This window comes from Dactylosporangium cerinum, from assembly GCF_042653625.1.
In the GTDB taxonomy this organism is placed as follows: Bacteria; Actinomycetota; Actinomycetes; order Mycobacteriales; family Micromonosporaceae; genus Dactylosporangium; species Dactylosporangium cerinum.
This window is the reverse complement of record NZ_JBHSIU010000041.1, coordinates 577,868-592,977: the sequence shown is the minus strand read 5'-3', so window position 1 is coordinate 592,977 and position 15,110 is coordinate 577,868. Positions and strand designations below refer to the sequence as shown.

15 protein-coding genes are annotated in these 15,110 nt (G+C 71.7%); 6 read left to right on the top strand and 9 right to left on the bottom strand.

Annotation, left to right across the window (positions count from 1 at the left end):
- Window positions 1–85 precede the first annotated feature (85 nt).
- The 4 genes from ACFPIJ_RS31765 to ACFPIJ_RS31750 form a co-directional block, all read right to left on the bottom strand.
- The gene (locus ACFPIJ_RS31765) at window positions 86–376 is read right to left on the bottom strand and encodes a DUF4287 domain-containing protein (protein WP_380120418.1); all 291 of its coding nucleotides are present in this window, start codon (window positions 374–376) and stop codon (window positions 86–88) included.
- 118 nt (window positions 377–494) lie between these two features.
- Window positions 495–1,178 carry a response regulator gene (locus tag ACFPIJ_RS31760; protein ID WP_380120416.1) on the bottom strand — a complete coding sequence of 228 codons (684 nt, stop codon included), beginning with the start codon at window positions 1,176–1,178 and terminating at the stop codon, window positions 495–497.
- On the bottom strand, window positions 1,175–1,480 hold the full coding sequence (locus ACFPIJ_RS31755; protein WP_380120415.1) for a hypothetical protein: 306 nt from the start codon (window positions 1,478–1,480) through the stop codon (window positions 1,175–1,177). Before ACFPIJ_RS31755 ends, ACFPIJ_RS31760 begins: the two co-directional genes overlap by 4 nt.
- 158 nt (window positions 1,481–1,638) lie before the next feature.
- Window positions 1,639–2,817, bottom strand: a complete 1,179-nt coding sequence (locus ACFPIJ_RS31750) for a sensor histidine kinase (RefSeq protein WP_380120937.1) — start codon at window positions 2,815–2,817, stop codon at window positions 1,639–1,641.
- 144 nt (window positions 2,818–2,961) lie between these two features.
- Here ACFPIJ_RS31750 and ACFPIJ_RS31745 point away from each other — a divergent pair, with 144 nt between their 5' ends.
- From ACFPIJ_RS31745 to ACFPIJ_RS31735, 3 genes are all read left to right on the top strand, one after another.
- Complete coding sequence (locus ACFPIJ_RS31745) at window positions 2,962–5,136, top strand: MMPL family transporter (RefSeq protein WP_380120413.1); 2,175 nt, start codon at window positions 2,962–2,964, stop codon at window positions 5,134–5,136.
- A gap of 452 nt (window positions 5,137–5,588) precedes the next feature.
- A complete protein-coding gene (locus ACFPIJ_RS31740; RefSeq protein WP_380120411.1) occupies window positions 5,589–6,470 on the top strand; it encodes a hypothetical protein in 882 nt (293 codons plus the stop codon).
- 78 nt (window positions 6,471–6,548) lie between these two features.
- Window positions 6,549–6,917: a hypothetical protein gene (locus tag ACFPIJ_RS31735; RefSeq protein WP_380120409.1), complete on the top strand. Its 369-nt coding sequence runs from the start codon at window positions 6,549–6,551 to the stop codon at window positions 6,915–6,917.
- Window positions 6,918–7,235: 318 nt separating this feature from the next.
- On the opposite strand, the gene ACFPIJ_RS31730 is transcribed toward ACFPIJ_RS31735, so the two are convergent.
- From ACFPIJ_RS31730 to ACFPIJ_RS31710, 5 genes are all read right to left on the bottom strand, one after another.
- On the bottom strand, window positions 7,236–8,027 hold the full coding sequence (locus ACFPIJ_RS31730; protein ID WP_380120408.1) for an inositol monophosphatase family protein: 792 nt from the start codon (window positions 8,025–8,027) through the stop codon (window positions 7,236–7,238).
- 2 nt (window positions 8,028–8,029) lie between these two features.
- Entirely contained in the window at window positions 8,030–9,010 is a 981-nt protein-coding gene (locus tag ACFPIJ_RS31725; RefSeq protein ID WP_380120406.1) for a hypothetical protein, read from the bottom strand.
- A gap of 336 nt (window positions 9,011–9,346) precedes the next feature.
- Window positions 9,347–11,161, bottom strand: coding sequence for a hypothetical protein (locus ACFPIJ_RS31720; RefSeq protein ID WP_380120404.1), 1,815 nt, complete (start codon window positions 11,159–11,161; stop codon window positions 9,347–9,349).
- 7 nt (window positions 11,162–11,168) lie between these two features.
- A complete protein-coding gene (locus ACFPIJ_RS31715; protein WP_380120403.1) occupies window positions 11,169–11,732 on the bottom strand; it encodes a DUF7691 family protein in 564 nt (187 codons plus the stop codon).
- Window positions 11,733–11,812: 80 nt separating this feature from the next.
- Window positions 11,813–12,547: a hypothetical protein gene (locus tag ACFPIJ_RS31710; RefSeq protein WP_380120401.1), complete on the bottom strand. Its 735-nt coding sequence runs from the start codon at window positions 12,545–12,547 to the stop codon at window positions 11,813–11,815.
- Between the two features lie 76 nt (window positions 12,548–12,623).
- Here ACFPIJ_RS31710 and ACFPIJ_RS31705 point away from each other — a divergent pair, with 76 nt between their 5' ends.
- The 3 genes from ACFPIJ_RS31705 to ACFPIJ_RS31695 all read left to right on the top strand — a co-directional run bounded on the left by ACFPIJ_RS31705 (window position 12,624) and on the right by ACFPIJ_RS31695 (window position 15,037).
- On the top strand, window positions 12,624–13,013 hold the full coding sequence (locus ACFPIJ_RS31705; protein WP_380120934.1) for a GntR family transcriptional regulator: 390 nt from the start codon (window positions 12,624–12,626) through the stop codon (window positions 13,011–13,013).
- Window positions 13,014–13,187: 174 nt separating this feature from the next.
- The gene (locus tag ACFPIJ_RS31700; protein WP_380120399.1) at window positions 13,188–14,063 is read left to right on the top strand and encodes an ABC transporter ATP-binding protein; all 876 of its coding nucleotides are present in this window, start codon (window positions 13,188–13,190) and stop codon (window positions 14,061–14,063) included.
- A complete protein-coding gene (locus tag ACFPIJ_RS31695) occupies window positions 14,060–15,037 on the top strand; it encodes a hypothetical protein (protein ID WP_380120397.1) in 978 nt (325 codons plus the stop codon). Before ACFPIJ_RS31700 ends, ACFPIJ_RS31695 begins: the two co-directional genes overlap by 4 nt.
- Window positions 15,038–15,110 lie beyond the last annotated feature (73 nt).

Sequence of the window (15,110 nt, the reverse complement as noted above, 5' to 3'; positions counted from 1 at the left end):
GGTGGTTCTTTTGACGGTTTTGGTGAGTTTAGTGGTCTTTGCTGGTTCTCTGGTTCTTTGCTGGTTCTTGGTGGTGCCGCCGCCGTCACGCGGGGCGGGTCGCCTTGCCGTCCAGCCAGAGCGTGTCGGAGTCGTCGCGGTGCGCGCCGGTGGTGCCGACGTGCTTGCCGGGGATCTTCGGGCCGTGCTTGATGACGTGCACGAGTGCCATCGCGTGGCCACGCCCGAGATCGAAGTCCGCCTTCAACCAGTCCACGATCGCGCCCGCCTTGACCGCGGGACCGTCGAGCCCCCGCTCGGTGGCGAGCGCCAGCAGCTCCCGCGGGGTCTTGCCGGTCTTGGTCTCGATGTTGTCGAGGTACGCCTGGAACGACATGTCCGAATCCTTCCGCCACCGGCGCGTCCATCGCGCCTTTCACTGACGCGTCGAACGACCCACCCCCGCTTCGACAACCCCGCCGAACTTTTTCTGAGTTTTTTCGGCGGGGCCGCCGCTACGGTGCTGGGAGCTGGTCACCTTGGCGGACCAGACCGCTCTGATACGCGATGACCACGAGCTGTGCGCGGTCCCGCACGTTGAGTTTGGTCATCGCCCGGTTGACGTGGGTCTTCGCGGTCAGCGGCGACACGAACAGCCGCTCGGCGATGTCGTCGTTGGACAGCCCGTGCGCAACGAGGACGAGGACCTCACGCTCCCGCTCGGTCAGCAGGTCCAGGGCGCTCACGAGGTCCTCGGCCCCCGGGCGCAGACTGGTCAGGAACCGGCTCACCAGCCCACGGGTCGCCTTGGGCGACAGCAGCGACTCGCCACCCGCGACGACCCTTATCGCGTGGAGCAGGTCGGCGGGCGCGACCCCCTTGCCGAGGAAGCCGCTGGCACCCGCCTGCAGGGCCAGGACCACGTTGTCATCGGTCTCAAACGTGGTGAGCACCAGGACCCGCACGCCGGCGAGGTTGTCGTCGGCCCCGATGCGCCGGGTCGCCTCCAGCCCGTCCATACGAGGCATACGGATGTCCATGAGGATCACGTCGGCGCGGGCGGTGCGGGCGAGGTCGAGCGCCTCCCGCCCGTCGCCGGCCTCAGCCACCACCTCGAAGTCCGGCTCCGAGTCAATGATCATCTTGAAGCCGGCCCGGATCAGCGCCTGGTCGTCCGCGAGCAACACCCGGATCGTCATGCGGACCCCACGAGCAGGAGCACGGGCGCGTCCGCGGGCACCAGCGCGCGCGTCCGGGTGGTCATGTCGGCTGCTTCATTGACTTCATTGACGCCCGTAGCCGCCGCCGCGCCTACACCCACACCCACACCCACGCCCGCGCTCGTAGCGGCGCCCACGCCCACACCCACGCCCACACCCACGCCCACACCCATGCCCGCGCCCATGCCCGCGCCCATGCCCGCGCCCATGCCCGCGCCCATGCCCGCGCCCATGCCCGCGCCCGCGCCCATGCCCGCGCCCGCGCCCGCGCCCGCGCCCACGCTTGCACCTACGCTCGTAGCGGCGCCCATGCCCGCGCTCGTAGCGGCGCCCACGCTCGCGGCCGCGGGTCTGCGTGCGGCGCGGGGCGGGGCCAGGTGGTCATGCGGGCACGGGTTTGCGGGCGGCAGGGCGTGCGACCGGCTGTGCGTCCGGGTGGTCATGTCGACTCCGCCCGCAGGCGCACTGGCGGATCCGCGGGCAGCACCGCATGCACCCGGAACACGTGCGAGCCGGCGGGCCCCGCGGTCACACTCCCGCCGGCGGCGCTGGCCCGTTCGCGCATGCCGAGCAGGCCGTAACCGGAGCCCGTCGCGGTGGTGGTCCTCATCCGGTTGCTGACCTCAAGTTCGATGTCGCCGGGGGTGTACGAGATGTCCAGCCGGGCGGAACCGTCACCGTAGCGGTGGGCGTTGGTGAGGGCTTCCTGCACGATGCGGTACGCGGCGAGGTCCACCATGGCGGGCAGCTCCCGCGCCTCGCCGACCTGTTGGTGCTGCACCGGGAACCCGGTCGTCTCCAGCGTCGCCAGGAGCTCGGGCAGCCGGGCGAGACCAGGGGTCGGCTCGGTGCTCTCGTGCTCGTCGGAGCTGCGCAGCACCCCGACCACCGACTGGATCTCCTTGAGCACCGTGTCGGACGCCTCCCGGATGTGGTTGAGCACCGGGCCGACCTGGTCGGGGCGGCGCTGCAGGATGTGTGCGGCGGCACCTGCCTGCACGCTGATGACCGCGATGTGATGCGCGACCACGTCGTGCAGCTCCCTGGCGATACGCAGCCGCTCGTCCATGACCCGCCGCCGTGCCTCGTCCTCCCGGGTCTGCTCCGCCCGGTGGGCACGCTCCTCGACCTCGGCGACGTAGGCGCGGTGCGTGCGCGCGGCGTCGCCGACCGCCGCCGCCATGAAGATCCACGCGAAGACGCCCAGGGTCTCGCCCCGCCACCAGTCCTCGGTGGCGACGATCAGACCTGTCAGGTACACGATGGACGAGGCGGCGAGCGCGCAGGTCCAACCCTTGCGGCGGTCGGTGTGCGCGGCGATCGAGTAGGTGATGACGCCGAGCGCCACGATCAGCCCCGGATTGCTGACCCCTTTCAGGATCGCGCCGACGGTGGCGACGGTTGCGATGCCGAGCGCGGCAAGCGGGCCCATCCGGCGGATGAGCACCGCGACGAACGCGACCCCCGCGACGAGCACGTCGCCGACGGTGGCCCGCGCGTCCACGGCCTCGCGCAGCACCGCGAACGCCAGCACCAGGGCAAGCAGGATGTCGAGCAGCAGGGGTTTGCCCGCCGCTCGTCTCCACACCCGTGTCAGGGCGCTGTCGCTGCTGTCCATCACCTTTGCACCGTACGCGGGCGGCGGGTGCCGGGGCGTCGTCTACCGGTAGTACTGGATGCCGCCGCGAATACCACGGCCATGGTACGGCGGTGTCTGCGGCTGGAGGACGCTTTCCCACCCGCCAACCGGGACCGTGGACGCATGAGCTCCTACCTGTACCGGCTCGGCAAGTTGAGCTTCCGCCGACGGAAGCTTGTCCTCGCGCTGTGGCTGGCGCTGATCGCGGTCCTCGGCGTCGGCGCGGCCACGCTGTCCGGGCCGACCGCCGGCAGCTTCACCATTCCGGGCACGCAGGCGCAGGAGGCCCAGGACCTGCTCGCGCAGCGCTTCCCGCAGGCCGGCGCCGGCGGCGCGCAGGCCCGGGTGGTCTTCGCGGCGCCCGCGGGGGAGCGGCTCACCGACCCTGACAACGCCGCCGCGATCGAGCGGACCGTCGCGGCGCTGCGCACCGGCGGGCAGGTCGCGAACGTCACCGACCCGCTGCAGGGTGCCGTCAACGAGGCCGGCACCGTCGGATACGCGCAGGTGATCTACCGGGTGGACCCGATCGCCCTGAAGGACGGCGACCGCGAGGCGCTGCTGGCCGCGGCGGCCACCGGCCGGGACGCGGGCCTGACCGTCGAGATCGGCGGTGATGCCCTGCAGGCGCCGGCGGAGCAGGGCGTCGGCGAGGCGATCGGCCTGCTCATCGCCGCGCTGGTGCTGCTGGTCACCCTCGGGTCGCTGGTGTCGGCCGGGCTGCCGCTGCTGACTGCCCTGCTCGGTGTCGTCGCGGCGATGGCAGGCATCCAGATCGTCACGGGCTTCGTCGACCTCAGCAGCACCACGCCGACCCTCGCACTGATGCTCGGCGTCGCCGTGGCCATCGATTACGCGTTGTTCATCGTGTCCCGATACCGGCACGAGCTCGCGGCCGGCCGATCCGACGTCGAGGCGGCCGGGCGGGCCGTGGGCACGGCCGGGTCCGCGGTCACGTTCGCCGGCCTGACGGTAGTCATCGCCCTCGCGGCGCTCGTGGTCGTCAACATCCCGATGCTGACGCAGATGGGTCTGGCCGCCGCGGGGGCCGTCGTCGTCGCGGTCCTGATCGCGCTCACCCTGCTGCCGGCGCTGCTCGGCTTCGCGGGCCGGCGGGTCACCGGCGGGCGCCAGGTCCGGACCGGCGCCAAGGGCACGATGGGGCGGCGCTGGGCGTTGCTGGTCACCCGCCGGCCGGTGCTGACCCTGGCCGTCACCGTCCTGGGCCTCGGGTTGGTCGCGATCCCCGCCCTCGACATGCGCCTCGGCCTGCCCGGCGACAACGTGGCCGGACCGCAGACCACGCAGCGCAAGGCGTATGACCTGCTCACCGAGGGCTTCGGGGCCGGCTTCAACGGCCCGCTGCTCGTCGTCGTCGACGCCGCGGGCAACCCGGATCCGAAGCGTGCCGCGACGGGGGCGGCCGAGCGGATCACGGCGCTGCCCGGGGTCGTCGCGGTCAGCCCGCCGGCCTTCAACCCCGCCGGGGACACGGCGATCCTCCAGGTGGTCCCGGCCGGCGCGCCGGACAGCGGGCAGACCACCGACCTGGTGCACGCGATCCGGGCGCTGCCGGCGGCGGACGGGGCAGCGCTGTCCGTCACCGGCACCACGGCCGTCAACATCGACGTGTCGGCGAAGATGGGCTCGGCGCTCGGGCCGTACCTCGCGGTGATCGTGGTGCTCGCGTTCCTGCTGCTGATGCTGCTGTTCCGCTCGGTCCTGGTGCCGTTGAAGGCGATCGGCGGGTTCCTGCTCAGCGTCGCGGCCACGTTCGGCGCGGTCGTCGCGGTGTTCCAGTGGGGCTGGCTCGCGGGCCTCTTCGGCGTCGAGCAGACCGGCCCGATCGTCAGCCTGCTGCCGGTCATGCTCATCGGCATCGTGTTCGGCCTCGCGATGGACTACGAGGTGTTCCTCGTCAGCCGGATGCGTGAGGAGCACGTGCACGGCGCCGCGCCGGAGCAGGCCGTGGTGAACGGCTTCAGCCACGGTGCCCGCGTCGTCACCGCCGCGGCGATCATCATGATCAGCGTGTTCTCCGGCTTCATCCTGTCGCCGGAGGCGATCATCAAGTCGATCGGGTTCGCGCTCGCCGCGGCGATTCTGTTCGACGCGTTCGTGGTGCGGATGACGCTCGTGCCGGCGGTGATGACACTGCTCGGCCGGCGTGCGTGGGCGCTGCCGCGCTGGCTCGACCGGCTCCTGCCCGACATCGACGTCGAGGGCGAGAAGCTGCAGGCCGCCGAGCCCGAGCAGCCCGCCGGCGAACTGGTCAGCGCTGGAGCTGCCGTTCGATGATTCGATGAGGGTGGTGGCGCGGGTCTGTTGCTCAGCGGCGACGTCGAGGCCGCCGGCTCGGGTGCGCATCGGCTGCCTTGGCAGCTCGGCCACGACACAGCCGGCGGCCCCGCACAGCGCGATCGACCCACTCGCGCTCCTCCGCCCGGGCAAACTGCGCTGGGATCAGCACGGGCGACCCGCTCACCATCACCCGATCCCGGGGGTGAGGGTGAGCGGGTCGCGCACGTCAGATCCGCGCGATCCCGGGGGTGAGGGTGCATGGTGTCGCGCGGGTTGTCAGATCCGCGCGATCCCGGGGGTGAGGGTGCATGGTGTCGCGCAGGTCGTCGGGTTCGCGCGATCCCTGGGTGGGCCGGAGGTATCGCGATGCGAACCCGGCAAACGTGGTGGTGGTGGTTGATCCGCTGCCGCTGAGTCTTCGCAGGTCACGCGGGGCGGAGTGAGGCCCGATGACCGAACCGATGAGTCGCGTCGACGCTATGCTTGCTCGACTCGGCAAGCATGATCCGTTCTCTGAAGCCCTTTGTGCGGGGCTGACGCTGCCCGCGCCGACGGTGGTCCGGATGCGGTTCGTGGTGGAACTCGTCGCCCATCTGCACGACTCGCTGACCGACAGCCCTGGTCACGGAGCCGGAGGCGTCTCAGACCTTCGTGCGGGCCGTCTCGATGCTCAACGCCTTCCTCCCCGAGGGGAGGCGGCGATGACGGACGATCATGGCAGGCTGCCGGTCCGGTTCGTTGACGCCGAACAGGTCAACCCGTTCCACGTGCTGATGACCCGTCAGGTTCGCACGCACGCGGTCCTGGGCGAAACCCTCGACTGCGAACGGCTGCTCATCGATGCCGAGCGTGCGATGTCACGAGCGGACGAGGAGCCCACACCGTCCTGGGCCGAGCACTTCGATCAAGCTGAGTACTTCGCACAAGTGGCGGCCTGCTACCTGCTCCTGCGTCGCCATCAGGCGACCGGTCATTGGCTGACGCAATCGCTTGCGTTGCAGCCGAAGGAGCGCAGCCGTGACCGGGCCACGTATCTCATCTGGCGCGCGGATACCGTCTACAACCTCGGCGACATCGAACACGCCGGCGAGCTCGTGGGTCAGGCAGTGACTGACATCGCCGCCCGTGATGCCTTCGGCCGGAGGCTACGGCGGTGGTGGTTGGGGGACCCCGGGCCGGAGCTTGTCTGGGTGCGGCCGCGTAGGATCTTGGCCCAGTCGCCAGGCGCGAGCGGCCACCAACCGGTCGGCGCTGCCGGCGGCCGTGCCACGCCCAGAGTCCGGTCTGGGCGGTCGCTCACGCTGCCGTTACGGCGATCCCTTCCACAGTGACCGGACGCGGCGGCCGAGGCGGGTGGGTGGCGAGTAGCTGGCCACGGCCATGATCAGGTTAGGACGGATCACGAGACCATGGCACGAGTCACCCAGGGCGGCACCAAGAAGTGGTGCCCCAACTGCAACTCCGTTCAGGTGTGCACTGCCGTCAACCCATCGTCCCTTGGGTACGCGTCCGGGCAGCGCTGGTACCGCAGGGACCACTCAGACATCCAATGGTTCCGGCGCGGCCTGGTCTGCCAGAAGTGCCGCAAGAGTTGGCTCACTGCCGAGCTACCTGAAGAGTTCCTCGACGAACTTGTCGAGCTTCGCAACGCGCTGAAGGAGGTCAAGCTCAATGCCGAGTCCTACATCAAGGAGGCTGAGTCAGCATCCGCCCGCCTGACGAAGCTCTCGACCTCGCTGGCGGTGCTAAGAGCACTCAAGGTCTACAAGAACCAGTGACCAGGCGTCCACCCTCGACGGTCTCGTGGATACGTCCACCACGCGCGTTGATCGACAGGAGTCCCAGATGAAGGACCTGCGCTCCGCGAGCTGATCCGTTGGCCCTGTGCCGGTGTACGTGCGGTCGACACGACCCCGGTGACCGGTGCAGTGATGCCCCCGCCCGAAACGGACGAGGGCACAACCGAAGTTCGCACGATGGTGCGACTGGTGGACGTGTATGGACACACCAGGTCGTCGGATCAGCGCGATCCTGGGGGCGGGGGTGGACGGTGTTGCGCAGGTCGCGGGACCAGGCAGGCGGATCCGCTGGGTTGGTCAGTGCTGAAACTGCCGCTCGATGATTTCGATGAGGGTGGCGTGGGTCTGCTGATCGGCGGCGACGACGAGGCCGCCGGCTCCGGTGTGCACCGGTTGGCCCCGCAGGTCGGTCACGACGCAGCCGGCCGCCTCGCACAGTGCGATCCCTGGGGTGAAGTGCACGCTGTCGCGCAGGTCGCCGTCCGTCACGTAGGCGGCGCGGCGGCCGGCGGCGACCCAGGCGACCGCGAGGGTGGTCGAGACGACCCGGGGGCGGAACCGTTCGCCGAAGGTCGGGTCGGCGAGCAGCCGCGCCGGATGGAAGGCCGGACCGTTCGGAAACGGCGGGTCGAGGTTCACGTCCACGAGCGCCGACTGCGCGGTCGGGACGAGCACCGTGTCCTTGCCGTTGCCGCGCACGTGAGCGGGGCCGCCCGACGTCCAGAACACCTCGCGGGCGAACGGGTCGACCGACACGGCCACGGCGGTGCCCGCGGGGGTCCGCAGTGCCACGTTGACGCTGACGAGCATGGCGCCGGCCGCGTAGTTGAGCGTGCCGCACAGCGGGTCGACCAGCCAGGTGCGGTCCCCGCCGCCCGTGCGGCCGCTCTCTTCGCCGTGCACGGCGTCGCCGGGGCGGGCGGTCCGCAGCACGTCGAGGATCGCCCGCTCCGCTTCGATGTCGGCGACGGTTGCGAAGTCGCCGCCGCCCTTCGAGTAGCGGTCCAGGTGGGTTCCGAAATGCGAACGGACCACCGCCGCGCCGGCTTCGGCGGCGGCGATGGCCAGTTCGAGGTCGTCGTTCGTCACCGTCAGACGATAGCCGGAGCCGGTGCGGGCTCCGCGGGGATCGGCGTCCGGTCGCGGAGGCGGACGGCGACGCCGGTGGCGCACAGCACCGTCACCGCGAGGATTCCCGCCGCCAGCAGTGTCCGGGCGTCCGGTTCGAGCAGGGGCTGGCCGCGCAGGGCCTGCCAGGTCAGGAGGGCGATCAGGCCGGCGTACCCGAGCGCCGCGGCCCGCACGAGACCCCGCGCGGCCCGCTGGGAGCCGAACGGACCGGTCGGCCAGCGGCGGGCGGCGCCGGCCAGGAGCAGGGCGAGCAGCGGCAGTGCCTGCAGGGCGTGGATGCCGACGAAGTGAGGGATGCGCAGGTCGCCGCCGGTGGTCGACCAGCCGGTCACCGGCATCGCCGGGCCGCCGTCGGCGACGCCGACGCTGTGCGCGCCGATCATGCCGACCGTCTCGCCGCGGTCGAGGGCGGCGTCCTGCTCGCTGGTCGGGGTGGTCATGAGGAACGCGACCAGCATGCCGGCCAGCGACAGGGTGAACCCGAGCCGGGCCGCCGACTTGAGCACCGGGTCGCCGCCGCGCTGGACGGCGACGACGATCGCGACCACGAGGCTGGCCGTCCACAGGACCACGACCATGTTGCCCATCAGCGACCAGATCGCCTCGTCGAAGGGCGTGGAGTTGTTGAAGTGGCTGGGTTCGCCGCGGACTCCCTGCAGCACGATCAGGCACATCTCGACGGTCGCGGCGAGCGCGACGACGGTGCCCGCCCACCAGCCGGTGCGCCGGGCCCGCCGGGCGGCGCGGAGGAGCCAGGCCAGGGTCAGGGCGTACACCCCCATCGAGACGGAAAACTTGAACGGCTTGAGCCAGGCCGGGCTGCCCACAACGAGCCGGTCGTCAACGAACACGCCGACGGCGGCGACGATGGTGAGCAGGCCCATGGCCGCCGCGAACCACAGCAGCGGGCGGTGCCAACGGAGGGGCTGCGGACCGGTCATGATGGTCTCCACATGCGAGGGCTGATGATGCGCCCACGATCCCAATCCGGGGTGCCCCGGCACGATGCCGTCGACCCCCGGATACGGCGTCCCGTCATCCCCAGGCACGGGGGTGTGGCTGTCCCTACCAACCCTCGGTGACGACCGCGAACGCCCGAACGGCCCCAGGCGGCGGCGCGGCGCTGTTCGAGGCGTTCGTTGCCGAGTGTCGCGTCCGGCACGGTCACGTCGACGCCGCGCCGGTCCGCCAGTTGGGCACCGCCGATCGCCGCCGCCGCGACGGTACCTGCGGCGCCGGTCAGCACGTGCCGTCGCCGCATCCCGAAAACCCCTCGGCTATGCAACGAGTGAGCGGTGCCGCAGGATCGCGGTGAGCACGTCCAGGGCTTCGTGGACCGCCGGGCCGTACTCGCGCCGCCACCCCTCGGGCCCGGTCCCGTCCGTCGCGCGCCGGCGGGCGGTGGCGAGCCGTTCCGCGTCGACGGGGGCGAGCCGCACCGCGGGGCGGGTCAGGGCGTCCAGGACCGACTCGCTGACCACGTCGTGCACGTGCGCGATGCCGTCCCGGTCGGAGCACACGATCCGCCCGCCGTCCTGCGACGCCCACACGCACCATGCCGGACGGTCGAACAGCGCCGGCAGTTCCCCGGCCGGGTCGAGTGACCCGGCGTCGAAGAGCCTCAGCCGGGTCCGTTGCGCGAACCCGTGCGGCCCGACGGCGAGCACCTGCCCGCGGTCGCGCAGCGCGGTCACGTGGGTGAGGCCTGCGTGCGGGCGGGTTGCCGCCGACACCAGCCGCCGACCGCTGATCTCCCAGCGGGTGAGGTGCACGCCGTCGCTGGTGACGAGCTGCTCCGGATCCAGGAACACGGCCTCGTCGATCGGGCGGGTGTCGTCGGTCCACGCGACCGCCTGCCGGTTCGGGGCCAGCACCGCGATGCTGCGCTGCCCGGCCACGGCCAGCCTGCCGCTGCGCGGGTCCGCGGCGACCGGCCGGCAGTGGGACCAGCGCGGTGGCGGCAGCCGCAGCGCCGGGATCCGTTGCACCGTCAGGGGCCGGCCCGCGCCGACGAGCAGTTCGTGCCCGTCGATGGTGGTGACGAACCCGTCGTCGGCCTGGACCGGCGGGCCGTTGCCGGTCCCCCGGTGCGCCGCTGCAAAGAACAGCGTCCGTCGCGCACCGGCGGTCAGCTCGTCGAGCCGGTACCCGTGGATGCGTTCCTCCAGCAGTACCACGTCTCCGAGGTCCAGCAGTGCGCCCTCGTGGACGGTGACCGGCCACTGCGCGAGCTGCCCGCCGTCGGGGAGCGCGTAGCGCCGCACGGGGTCGGCGTGCCACCTGCCGTCGCCGGCGGCGAGCACGATGCTGCGCCCGTCCGGGGCGAAGGCCGCGGCGGTCAGGTGGGACTCGACCGGGATGCGGACCGACGTCGCCCGCAGCTCCCGCTCGGCCGCTTCGATCAGGTCAGGGTCGCTGCGGGCCAGCCGCGCGAACAGCGCCCGCCCCGCCGGGTCGTCGGGGCGCCAGTCGTCGAACCGGCGCACGGCCGTGACCGCCGCGCGCACCGGCAGTTCCGTGGTGAGCCGCCACAGGCGGTCCCAGTCGCGGGTCGCGGCGAAGTGGCCGGCGAGGAATCCGGCCTCGTCGTCGGTGAGGTCGTCCGCGCCGAGAATCCGGGGGAGGTCGAAGTCCCCGTCGGCGGCGAGGGCGTCGCGCAGCATGGCGCGGAGCGCGGGATCGGCGGTCTGATAGCCCTCGGCGAGCAGCGCCGGGTCGCTGTCGTGGACCTTCTCGAACTGGCCGGTCAGCAGGTGGAACACGACCCGCTCGGCGGCGTCGTCCGGGGCGATCCCCTGCTCGACGCAGATCGCCGCCATCCGTGCCCGGCTGGCGGGTCCCACCGTCGGCGACACCGCCAGGCTGCAGACCTCGCGGACGAAGCCGGGGCGCCACCGGCGCAGGGCGTCGAACGCGTCCTGCCGCGGCTCCCGCAGCCACTGGTGCCACACGGCGTCGATCGCCTCGCGGTCCCCGGCGTCGCCGGCGGCGAGCAGCAGCCGCCACGCCCGGCGGGCGAGCACACCCCTGTCCGGTCCGGCCGCCGCCGTGCTCGCGAGCCGGGCCGCCCGTGCGGCAGTCAACGTCTTCACGGCGGGGTCAGTGGTAGAAGCCGACGATGCCCTTGTGCGCGGCGGCGGCGTCGGCGGTCCAGGCGGCGACGGCGCGGACCTCGTCCGTGGTGCCGGACTGCAGCGGTTCGGCGGCGGCGGCGACCTCGTCCGCGGTCCAGTACCCGATGGAGGGGAAGTCGTCCGGCGACGGGAAGTCGACGGGTGCGCCGCGGAAGATGAGGTCCGACATGCTGATCGTGGCGCCGGTGGCCTTCAGCGCCGGATCGACGGTGCTGTCCAGGTACGACGACGGGCACGGGTAGAAGTGCTGATTGTTCAGGAACCGGCCGGAGAACTCGACGATGTACTTGAAGCCGTAGCCGTACAGGTGGCCGGGAAGTGTCTTGTCGCCGCCCATCACGAGATGTTCGATCGCGGTGAAGACCGACGGTGCGCCACGGTCGTTGGAGCAGTCGAGGTCGTCGTTGAGCCGGGTGATGTCGGTGCGGAACCGGCCGCAGATCACCCGCCGCATCTGGTTGTCGCCGCTGCCGCACAGCGCGCTGAGCTTCTCGATGTCGACCCGGTAGGCCATGACGCCGTATCCCATTGACACATCCCTTCGTAGGCGGTCGACCGTATACCCGGCGCGCACGCGGTTTCCCGGCGGACGCTGTGCCCCGGCGCGCGCTACGACTTCGGCAGTGCGGTGACGACCGAGTACGCCTGGCCCTCACCGAGTTCCCAGGCCGCGACGACCCGGCCGCCGGCCTTGCGCATGCCGCCGAACCCGCGGTGGCGGGTGCGGACGTAGTGGGCGCCGGCGCAGCGGGCCGAGTGCGCGTCGAGGCACAGCATGCGCAGGTGGTCGCGGAGCCCCGGGTGCTCGACGCGGGTGAGGCGGCGCTCCCACTTCGGCTCGACGACGCAGTCCGGGTCGAACGGCACCAGCCGGTCCGGGCCGCCCATCGTCCACGTCGCGTGGCGCATCGCGTCGAACACCGTGCCGTCGGTGTGGATGCGGGCGTCGAGGTGGACCAGTTCCTCGGCGAGGTCCTCGACGGTCAGGCCCCGCGCGGTGAGGACCCGCCCGACGTGGGTGCCGGGCCGGGCCTTGCCCAGCTTCGGGATGTCGGTGTCGATGCGGAACATCGACCGGCCGAGGTCGACCCGCCAGTCCTTCCACGACAGTTCGTCGTCCTCGACCGTGTCGGCGAGGACGGGCACCCCGTCGAACGGTGCGCCGACGATCGCCCCGCCGGTGAGCAGCTCGAGGTCGAGACCCTCGTCGAAGAACTCGTCGGAGACGACCTCGTCCCAGTGGTGGAAGGCGTACGTCGCGTCCGGGTCGAAGGTGGACAACGGTGCGCGCAGCAGGATCTCGAATCCCTGTGCCAGCTGGGCTTCCCAGTCGTCTTCAGGCATCGGCGCATCCTAACGTCCCTTGACACAAAGGGATGGTAGGCTATTGTGCTAGTAGGCTAGTGGAAGTGAGGTGGCAGTGATCGAGTTCCATCTGGACACCCGCTCGGGGGTCTCGCCGTACATGCAACTGATCCAGCAGGTGCGCCAGGCGATGCGCCTCGGCGTGCTCGTCGAGGGTGACCGCCTCCCGACCGTGAAGGAGGTCGTGGCGAGCGTGGCGATCAACCCGAACACCGTGCTCAAGGCGTACCGCGAGCTGGAGTACGAGGGTCTCGTGCAGGCCCGCCCCGGGATCGGCACGTTCGTGACCCGGACCCTGAGCGGCGACACCCTCGCCGCGCACGAGCCGCTGCGCCGGGACCTGCGCCGCTGGCTCACCGACGCGCGGGCCGCCGGGCTGGACGAGGAGAGCATCGAGGCGCTGTTCGTCAGCACCTTCCGCGAGCCGGTCGGGGACCGCGCATGACCGGCCCGCAGCGGAGCGAGGAGCTGGTCATCGTGGGCGCAGGTTTCGGGTCAGGTCGACGCCGGAGCGCAGCGGAGGTGGCGGCGTGACCGGCCCGCAGCGGAGCGAGGAGCTGGTCATCGTGGGCGCAGGTTTCGGGTCAGGCCGACGCCGGAGCGCAGCGGAGGTGGCGGCATGACCGACGTGCTGCACGCCGAAAGGCTCACCAAGAGCTACGGGCGGCGCCGGGCGCTCGCCGACTGCACGCTGCGCATCCCCGCCGGTCGCGTGGTCGGTCTCGTCGGGCCGAACGGCGCCGGCAAGTCGACGCTGCTGCAGCTCGCCTGCGGGCTGCTCACGCCGACGTCGGGAACCCTGTCGGTGCTCGGTGCGCGGCCCGGCGCACGGTTGGCACAGGTCGGGTTCGTCGCCCAGGACACGCCGGTGTACGCCGGGTTGAGCATCGCCGACCACCTCAGGTTCGGCGCCCACCTCAACCCCGGCTGGGACGCTGGCCTCGCCGAGCGCCGCATCGCCGCGCTCGGCCTGGACCCCGAGCAGCGCGCCGGCAGGCTCTCCGGCGGCCAGCGCGCCCAGCTCGCCCTGACCCTCGCCGTGGCGAAACGCCCCCAGCTGCTCATCCTCGACGAGCCGGTGGCGAGCCTCGACCCGCTGGCCCGGCGCGAGTTCCTGCAGAGCCTGATGGAGTTCACCGCCGAGCAGGAGACCAGCGTCGTCCTCAGCTCGCACCTCATCGCCGACCTGGAGCGGACCTGCGACTACCTGATCGTGCTCACCGCCGGCCGGGTCCAGGTCGCCGGCGAGGTCGACGACCTGGTCGGCACCCACCACCGGCTCACCGGGGCCCGCTGCGACCCGGCCACGCTGCCTGGCGGGCAGGAGCTCATCTACGCCGGGCACACCACGAAGCAGTCGACGCTCGTGGTGCGCAGCACCGCCCCGATCGACGACCCCGCCTGGGTCGTCGAGTCGCTCAGCCTGGAGGACCTGGTCCTCGCGTACCTGACCGAGGCCGCCGGCCGCACCCGAGTCCTGGAGCCGCAACGATGACCTGGATGGCCTGGCGGCAGTTCCGTGTCCAGTTCCAAGCGCTCGGGGCCGTGGTCCTGCTCCTCTTGGCGGCGCTGGCGCTGACCGCGTCGCACATCGTGGACCTCCGCGAGGTGAGCAACTCGGCCGAGACGTTCTTGTCGCAGGTGCGGCGGGGGTACGCGGCCAACCTGTACCTGGCCGGAAGCGCCGTGCTGATGCTGCCGCCGGTCATCGTCGGGGTGTTCTGGGGTGCGCCGCTCGTGGCCCGGGAGCTCGAGACCGGCACCCACCGCCTGGCATGGAACCAGAGCATCACCCGCACCCGCTGGTTCGCGGTCAGGCTCGGCGGCGTAGCGCTCGCGACCGCCGTCCTCGCCGGCGCGGCCACCGTCGCGTTCGGCTGGTGGGCGTCCCCGATCGATGCCGTCGCGCTGGACCGGTTGCAGCCGGTGAACTTCGGCGCCCGGGGAATCGTGCCGGTCGGTTACGCGCTGTTCGCGCTCGCCGTCGGGATCACCGCGGGCCTGCTGCTGCGCCGTACCATCCCGGCAATGGCCGTCACGGTGGCCGTGGTCGCCGCGGTCCAGGTCCTGCTGCCGTTCGGCCTCCGGCAGCAGCTGATCCCGCCGGTGCACACGACCGTCGCCCTGGACATGGAGAACCTCGCCGAGATGGGCATGACCTCGGACGGCGAGGTGCGCGTCGTCGGCAACTTCGAGTTTCCGGGCGCGTGGATGATCTCCAACGAGACCGTCAAGCCCGACGGCACACCGTTCGTCCGGCTGGACGACCCGACGCCGTGCACCCGGGCCGCGGACACCCCGAAGGCCTGCGAGGCCGCGGTCGGCGCGCTCAATTTGCAGCAGTCGGTGGTGTACCAGCCACCGAACCGCTTCTGGCCACTCCAACTGGCCGAGACGGGCCTGCTGCTTGCCGTGGCGGGTCTGCTGACCCTGTTGTCCTTCTGGTGGCTGCGACGGCGGGTCACCTGAGATGTGCTTGTGGGCGGCGCCGCCGGAGACGGGCATGACTCCGGCGGCGCCGCTCGTCACAGCTTGACACCAA